This is a genomic window from Pseudomonas sp. GM48, assembly GCF_000282335.1.
In the GTDB taxonomy this organism is placed as follows: Bacteria; Pseudomonadota; Gammaproteobacteria; order Pseudomonadales; family Pseudomonadaceae; genus Aquipseudomonas.
On sequence record NZ_AKJM01000129.1, the window covers coordinates 25,828 to 32,609 of the forward strand.

At 60.5% G+C, this 6,782-nt stretch carries 6 protein-coding genes and 1 pseudogene; 3 read left to right on the forward strand and 4 right to left on the reverse strand.

Going from position 1 to position 6,782, the window contains the following annotated elements; genetic code table 11:
* Positions 1–94: 94 nt before the first annotated feature.
* Positions 95–982 carry a DMT family transporter gene (locus tag PMI28_RS04920; RefSeq protein ID WP_007990868.1) on the forward strand — a complete coding sequence of 296 codons (888 nt, stop codon included), beginning with the start codon at positions 95–97 and terminating at the stop codon, positions 980–982.
* A gap of 90 nt (positions 983–1,072) precedes the next feature.
* Here PMI28_RS04920 and PMI28_RS04915 read toward each other — a convergent pair whose 3' ends face one another.
* From PMI28_RS04915 to PMI28_RS04905, 3 genes are all read right to left on the reverse strand, one after another.
* On the reverse strand, positions 1,073–1,963 hold the full coding sequence (locus PMI28_RS04915; RefSeq protein ID WP_007990869.1) for an esterase/lipase family protein: 891 nt from the start codon (positions 1,961–1,963) through the stop codon (positions 1,073–1,075).
* A 96-nt stretch (positions 1,964–2,059) separates the two neighbouring features.
* Positions 2,060–2,365: a DMT family transporter gene (locus tag PMI28_RS04910; protein ID WP_007990870.1), complete on the reverse strand. Its 306-nt coding sequence runs from the start codon at positions 2,363–2,365 to the stop codon at positions 2,060–2,062.
* The gene (locus PMI28_RS04905) at positions 2,366–3,004 is read right to left on the reverse strand and encodes an FMN-dependent NADH-azoreductase (RefSeq protein WP_007990872.1); all 639 of its coding nucleotides are present in this window, start codon (positions 3,002–3,004) and stop codon (positions 2,366–2,368) included. It lies immediately after the preceding gene.
* A gap of 110 nt (positions 3,005–3,114) precedes the next feature.
* Here PMI28_RS04905 and PMI28_RS04900 point away from each other — a divergent pair, with 110 nt between their 5' ends.
* Positions 3,115–4,047 (forward strand): LysR substrate-binding domain-containing protein, encoded by a 933-nt coding sequence (locus PMI28_RS04900; RefSeq protein WP_162130421.1) that lies wholly within the window; start codon positions 3,115–3,117, stop codon positions 4,045–4,047.
* On the opposite strand, the gene PMI28_RS04895 is transcribed toward PMI28_RS04900, so the two are convergent.
* Positions 4,037–6,106 (reverse strand): AsmA family protein, encoded by a 2,070-nt coding sequence (locus PMI28_RS04895; protein ID WP_007990875.1) that lies wholly within the window; start codon positions 6,104–6,106, stop codon positions 4,037–4,039. The two genes, PMI28_RS04900 and PMI28_RS04895, sit on opposite strands and share 11 nt — an antisense overlap.
* A 386-nt stretch (positions 6,107–6,492) precedes the next feature.
* Between PMI28_RS04895 and PMI28_RS04890 the strand changes: the two are divergent.
* Positions 6,493–6,782: pseudogene (locus PMI28_RS04890) on the forward strand (hypothetical protein); the annotation flags it as partial.

Sequence of the window (6,782 nt, forward strand, 5' to 3'; positions counted from 1 at the left end):
GTCTGTCATCAGGGGCGGGTTGTCTGGATCGAAGTATAGGCTTGCATCCAGACAAGCGGATAATTGCCCTTCATTAACGTTCTGGTTTTTCCCGATGCAATACGCTTATCCCCTGCTGGCCATTTTTATCTGGGCCGGTAACACCGTGATCACCAAAATGTCGGCCGGGGCTATTTTCCCCGCCGAAATCGGTTTCTACCGCTGGCTGCTGGCCGGATTGCTGTTCACACCCTTCATGCTCAAACCCGTGCTCGCCCATTGGCCGCTGATCCGCCCGAAACTGGGCCAGATCTTTGTCCTCGGTGTACTGGGCATGGCCGTTTATCAAAGCCTGGCGTACTTCGCCGCGAGCCTGACCTCGGCCACCAACATGGGCATCATCCTGTCGCTGATGCCGCTGATGTCGCTGGCCATGGCGATCATCAGCCTCGGCCAGCGCCTGACCATGGGTGCCTTGGCGGGTGCGGTACTCTCATTCGCCGGTGTTCTGGTGGTGGTGTCGTCCGGCAGCCTGGGCGCATTGCTGGAGCACGGGGTCAACCTGGGGGACGCGATGATGCTGGTCGCCACCCTGGCCTACGCGGTCTACAGCACCCTGTTGAAAAAATGGCAGCTGAAACTGCCACCGCTGGTGCTCCTGTATTTGCAGGTGCTGGTGGCCGTGGTGGTGCTGTTTCCGCTGTTTCTCGCCTCACCGAAAGTCGGCCCGACCCTGCAGAACATTCCGCTGGTGCTGTACGCCTGCCTGCTGGCTTCGATGGTTGCGCCGCTGGCGTGGATGCAGGCGGTGGTGCGTTTGGGGCCAAGCCGTACCACGCAGTTTTTCAATTTGCTGCCGTTGATCACCGCATTGATAGCGGCGGTGGTGTTGCATGAACAACTGGCGATGTATCACTTGGTAGGTGGTGTGTTGACGTTGGGCGGGGTGATTGTTTCCGAGCGCTGGACGACGGTGTTGGGGCGTAAGGTCCGCGTTGCCTGATCCGGCGCCTTCGCGAGCAAGCCCGCTCCCACAGGGGGAATGCATTCCAAATGTGGGAGCGGGCTTGCTCGCGAAGAACGATAACGCGGTCTAAAGTCCAGCCGCGCTTAGCCGAGTAGCATGCTCGACAAACAACCGGATCGGTTCCGCCCCCTTGCCGACCAGCCCCAACGACTGATTGACGATATCGAAGTGATCCAGCGGATACTCATCGCCAATCACCGTCCCCAGGTGCGAGCTGTAGCGCCCGACCATGCCATCGCAATGTCCGGCTTCGCGGACGAAGGTCCTGGCAAACAGTCGGCAACTACGGTTGGTGCCGTCCAGCAGATTGCGTCCGCGATCGGTAATGCCCGGCTGCAAGGTGCCGGACCAGGAATAATAACGCACACCATTGACCTCTTCCGGCCCGTGACCGCCCCAGGTTTCAGGCAAGCCCTGTGGATAACGCTGGTTGAACAGCGCGACGCCAGCGCTGGTCAGGGAGTGATGGGACGCATGGATATCCACCGGCAGCTTCGGCCCACGGTAACCGGTATCCAGCAATGCCATCAGCGCGCCGACCATCCGCAGCAAAAAGCAGATCAGGCGACCACGGACGCTGTCATGGGGATAATGCTTGTGCAGATAATCGGCGAGCTCAGAACCATGGTTCGGCCCCGCCACCGAAGTCACCGATGCGACGAGATCCGGACGCCTGGCGGCGGCGTACCGAGCGGTCAATGAGCCTTGGCTGTGGCCGATCAGGTTGACCTTGTCGGCCCCGGTTTCCCGCAGGATTTCCTCAATTCGCGCCAACAGTTGCTCGCCGCGCACTTCGGTGGAGTTGAGCGGCGAGACCTGCACCGCGAACACCACCGCACCTGCGCGGTGTAACGCTTCGACGATCCCGTACCAGTACGGATAAAGCACCAGACGGATGAATCCGAGCATTCCCGGGACTAACACCAGCGGGTAGCGCGGGGCGGAACCTTGCGACATTGGCGGACATCCTTGTGATCGGGAGTAGACGCAAGGCGGGAGGCAAGACATCCGCCAAGCATCGCCAGCGAAGATGACAAGTCTATGTCATCCGCCTTACTTCAACCCCACCACGCCCGCCACGATCAGCCCGACCGAGACCAGCTTGATCATGCTCAGGCTTTCCCCCAGCAGTGCGAACCCGAGGAACACCGTGCCCAGTGAACCGATGGCGGTCCAGATCGGGTATGCGATGCTCACCGGCAACTCGCGCATGGCCAGGGTCAGGAAGTAGATCCCGCCCACAGCGGCCACCACAGTGATCAGCGAAGGCCAGAGCCGGGTGAAGCCCTCGGCGTACTTCATGCCCATGGCGAAGGTGACTTCAAACCCGGCGGCGATCAGCAAAAACAGCCAGGCCATCTAGAACTCCCGGGCCAGCGCGAGCAAGCGCTGTTCAGCCTCGGCGGCAGAGACCTCAAAGGTGCGCGCCTCGGACTCTTCGCCCTCGGCGGCGACCACGGTGACATCGGTGATGCCAATGAAACCCAGCACCGTGCGCAATAACGTATCGGCATGGTTCATGGCCTCCAGCTCACCGCCCGGGCCAAAACCGAAGCCGCCACGGCTGGTGATGATCAGGGCTTTTTTTCCCTGCACCAACGGTTGGTACTGGGCCACGCCGTTGTCCAGGGTGTGATCAAAGGTCACCCCGACGCGCACGATCTGATCGATCCAGGCCTTGAGCCCGCTCGGTACGCTGAAGTTGTGCATCGGCGTGGAGATCAGCAACACATCGTGGCCAAGCAGCTCGCCGACCAGTTCGTCGCTGAGCGCCAGATCGGCCTGCATCGATAGCGGCCGAGCGGCGGGCTCGGGGTAAAACGCGGCGGCCACGAATGCCTCGTTGACCGGCGGTATCAGCGCCCGCCCGACTTCGCGTCGGGTCAGTTGCGCGTGTGGATGACGGGCCTGCCAGGCCGTCAGAAACACTTCGGCCAAACGACGCGAATGCGAGCGATCACCACGGGGGCTGGCATGAACAGCAAGAATTTTACTCATCTGAACCTCCTCAAGGACTAAACTCAAACGGCTTGTGGTTTGCAGCTTGAAGCTCGCAGCTGCTCCTCTTCAAATGAGCAAAAATCAGTCGGGATGAATTGATTTCATCCATGGAGTCTTCAATGTTCGCTTCGCTGCCATTGACCGCCCTGCGGGCCTTTGAATCCGCCTCACGCCTGCTGAGCTTCAAGGCTGCCGCCGAAGAACTGGCGGTGACGCCGACGGCGGTGTCGCACCAGATCCGCTCCCTGGAAACCTGGCTCGGCGTGCCGCTGTTCGAACGTCTGCCGCGTCAGGTACGCCTGACCGAATGTGGTGAAAGGTTGTTTCACAGCCTGCACGGTGCCTTTCTGGAGGTGGCGCAAAGCGTCGACACCCTGCGCCCGCAACGCAGTGGCGCGAGCCTGACGATCTCCACCACCGCTGCCTTCGCCGCCCTTTGGCTGGTGCCTCGCCTGGGACGTTTCTACGCCCGACACCCGAACATCAACGTGCGCCTCGATACCCACTGCGAAGTCATCGATCTGCATCAAGACGCCAGTGTCGATCTGGTGCTGCGCTACAGCCTCGACGATTACCCCAACCTGTACGGCCAGTGCCTGTTCGATGAGTCCTTCGGTGTCTATGGCTCGCCGGAACAAGTGGCCTTGGCGTCGAGTCGCCCCCCCACGCTGATCAGCGTGCGTTGGCACAACTCCAAACTCTATGCCCACGGCTGGGAGGCCTGGTGCGCTCGCTCTGGCGAAACCTGGCTGAGCGGCCAGCCCGCCGTGCGCGAATACGACGAAGAGCATTACGCCCTGCAAGCGGCGATTGCCGGGCAAGGCCTGGTATTGGCAAGCAATATTCTGGTGTCGGAAAGTGTGGCCAGTGGTCTGCTGTTGCCGTACCGGGGGGAAATCCAGGTCGATGGCGCCGGCTACAGCGCACTGTGCGTGCCGGGACGCGAACGTCATCCACCGGTTCGGGCGTTTTTTGCGTGGCTGCGTGACGAGGCATTGTTGTCCGGGCATACAGTGCGCGGATCAGCGATCAGTTTTTGACGGTCTTGGGCGCCTTGCCCGCCTTCATCAGCTCCAGCAACGGTGCACACTGGTTCGGCTCACCGCCACTCGGCGCCACCAACGCCAGCAACCCCGCTGCCGGTGCGGCGATTACGCCCAGCGCCACCATCCCGGCTCCGCGCAGCATCAACGGCACGGCCTTGACCCCGGCATCGGGTTTGATGAACTTGCCGCGCACATACAGTGGCGAGCGCAATGAAATCAGGCGCCAGCCCTTGGATTCCGGGGTGATGGTCAGGTCCAGCTGTTCAGTCGCCATGTTCGCGGTGCCGTCGATGTAGACGACGGCGTTCTCGGTATCGAACACAAACAAGCGGGTACTCGCCAGGCCGGACTGGATGCCAAAGTCGGCGGCCGCACAATTGATCTTCACTTCCTTGTCGCCAAAGATCTTGCCAACCACATAGTTGCCGACGTTCAGACCCGCCAGCTCCATCAACTCGCGACTGATGGCGCCATCGTTGATGAGCATTTTCAGATTGCCATTGGCGCTGCCCAGCAGTTTGGCCACCGAATTGCCGCGCCCACTGATATCAGCATCGCCATTGAGTTCGCCGAAACTGGTTTTCATCGGCTCAAAGCCAGGGAACAACTGTTTGAGCTTGAAGCCTCGCGCAGTGAGCCTGGCCTGGCCTTCCAGTGGATCGGTGTGGCCGTTCAGGCGAATTTGCGCATCCAGTTTGCCGCCCGCCACACCGAAGCGCAGCGGTTCAAGACTGAGCACGCCATCGGTAAGCACCAGGTGCGTGTAGAGGTCGTTGAACGGCAGTTCTTCGTTGTGGACGATGCGTTTGCCGGTGAACTCGACATCTGCATCCATGTCGCGCCAGCGATCGGTCTTGAACTCTTCGACCGGCAGCACTTTATCCGCCGGTTGTTTACTGTCACCGCCACGGGCCTTTTGTTTAGCGTTGGAGTCGGCACCGATCAACGGGGCCAGGTCAGCAAACAACAGTTGATTGGACAGCAGCGAGCCACTGAGTTTTGGCCGTGGCTGGCTGGCCATGTAAGTCAGGTTGCCGTGGATGTCGCTTTCGCCAATCTTGCCGTTGAACTCTTCATAGCGGAACACTGCGCCACCCGCCTCGTGCAACCTGGCGATCAGATGGCCGTCGGTGGCATAAGGCGGCGTGTCCGGCAGGGTGACGCCGGTCAGCGGATAGAGATTGCCCAGACTGGTACCGGCCAGTTTCAGGCGCAAATCGAGGGCGCCCAGGTTCATCGGATCGGTGAGGGTGCCAGCCAGTTCGACATGGGTGTCGGCGATCTGCACTTGGGCCTGAAGCGGAAATGGCCTGGCCGCATCCTGCAAGGCCAGCAGGCCGCCGATCTTGCCCTCGCCCGCGAGTTTCTGGCCGTGGTACTGGCCTTTGACCTTCAGAGCGAACGCATAGTCCTGGGCCGCCGCGCCCTGTTCCAGCGTAGCTTTCGCGGCTTTGTCGCCCACGATATCGCTGAACGGGATCGGTTTGCCCAGCGGATCGATCAGCAGATCGAGCTGAGTCTTCAGGTTCTGGTCGTCGAGGGTGACGTGGCCCTTGTCGAAGCCGATCGCACCGATATCCACCACCCAGCTGGAAGGCTCGGCGTTCGGGTCTTTGGGGTCGAATTTGAACGCCCAGTTGGCGCGCCCGTCTGCCAGGCGCTGCAGTTCGGCATTCGGTTCGGTGAGATCGATACGCGGGATCACCACCCGCTGCGCCAGCAAGGCCAAGGGTGAAATACGCAGTTCGACGCGCTTGAGGGTGACCATCTGCGGTTGCTTCGACCAGTCCGGGTTGCCCAGGCTGAGGTCCTCGGCCACCACGTGGGGCCACGGCACCCAGGCGCGCCAGCCGCTTTCATCGGGCTCTGGCTGCCAGACCACCGACAGATTGCCGTTGATGGCGAAAGCGCGGTGCAGTTCTTCGGAAACTTTGGCGTTGAGCGGCGGTTTGATCCGGTTCCAGTCGAAGAACACGATGATCAGCACCAGCACCACCAGCAAGGTAAGGAAACTGGAAAGGGTCCACACAAGCATTTTACGGGTGCGCGTCATTGCACAGGGCTCCTGATACGACTGGGCGCCCGACTGCGACGCACAGGTGAAACGGCGAGCCGGAAGCGGCCCGTCATAAAGTCTACGACTGATAAAAACCCGGCAGGTTTAATCGAAAGACCGATTTCGCCGAATTCGCCCAGTCCAATACTGACCGACCAGTCTCCCGGCGTTACCGGCCCCGCACTTTTGCACGTCACAGATGGGTCGAAAATACCCACAACGGTGCAAAACTGATCGCCGGAAACGCCCGTTCTAGAGCCTCTGCAGCAAACAATCAATTCCGTTGATTATTACCATTGCGTTTATGAACTTTCATATCGACTTATCGAGAGTAGCATTGCTCTCGTACCCACTTATTCGCCCTCCCAGGGAGCAAAATAATCATGAAACGCCAATTACTGTTTAGCCTTACCCTCTCGATGCTGGCCAGCACCGCATTTGCCCTGCCTGCCGCTGACCAGGCGACTCCACAAGTGAAAGACAGCCGCTCGGTGTTCAGCCAGACCGTCGCCGAAGGCGGTAATGATCGCCTGAAAGAAAAAGGCCTGATCACTCAGGATGGCTCGGACCGCACTCCACAAGGTCAAACCCTGGCTGCCGATGGTACCGACCGTACTCCACAAGGCCAGACCCTCGCTGCCGATGGTACCGACCGTACTCCACAAGGCCAGAC

Coding starts and splice junctions, on each gene's coding strand:
- PMI28_RS04905 (WP_007990872.1), bottom strand. CDS start 3,004: ATGAGTAAAATTCTTGCTGTTCATGCCAGCCCCCGTGGTGATCGCTCG.
- PMI28_RS04910 (WP_007990870.1), bottom strand. CDS start 2,365: ATGGCCTGGCTGTTTTTGCTGATCGCCGCCGGGTTTGAAGTCACCTTC.
- PMI28_RS04915 (WP_007990869.1), bottom strand. CDS start 1,963: ATGTCGCAAGGTTCCGCCCCGCGCTACCCGCTGGTGTTAGTCCCGGGA.
- PMI28_RS04920 (WP_007990868.1), top strand. CDS start 95: ATGCAATACGCTTATCCCCTGCTGGCCATTTTTATCTGGGCCGGTAAC.
- PMI28_RS04895 (WP_007990875.1), bottom strand. CDS start 6,106: ATGACGCGCACCCGTAAAATGCTTGTGTGGACCCTTTCCAGTTTCCTT.
- PMI28_RS04900 (WP_162130421.1), top strand. CDS start 3,115: ATGGAGTCTTCAATGTTCGCTTCGCTGCCATTGACCGCCCTGCGGGCC.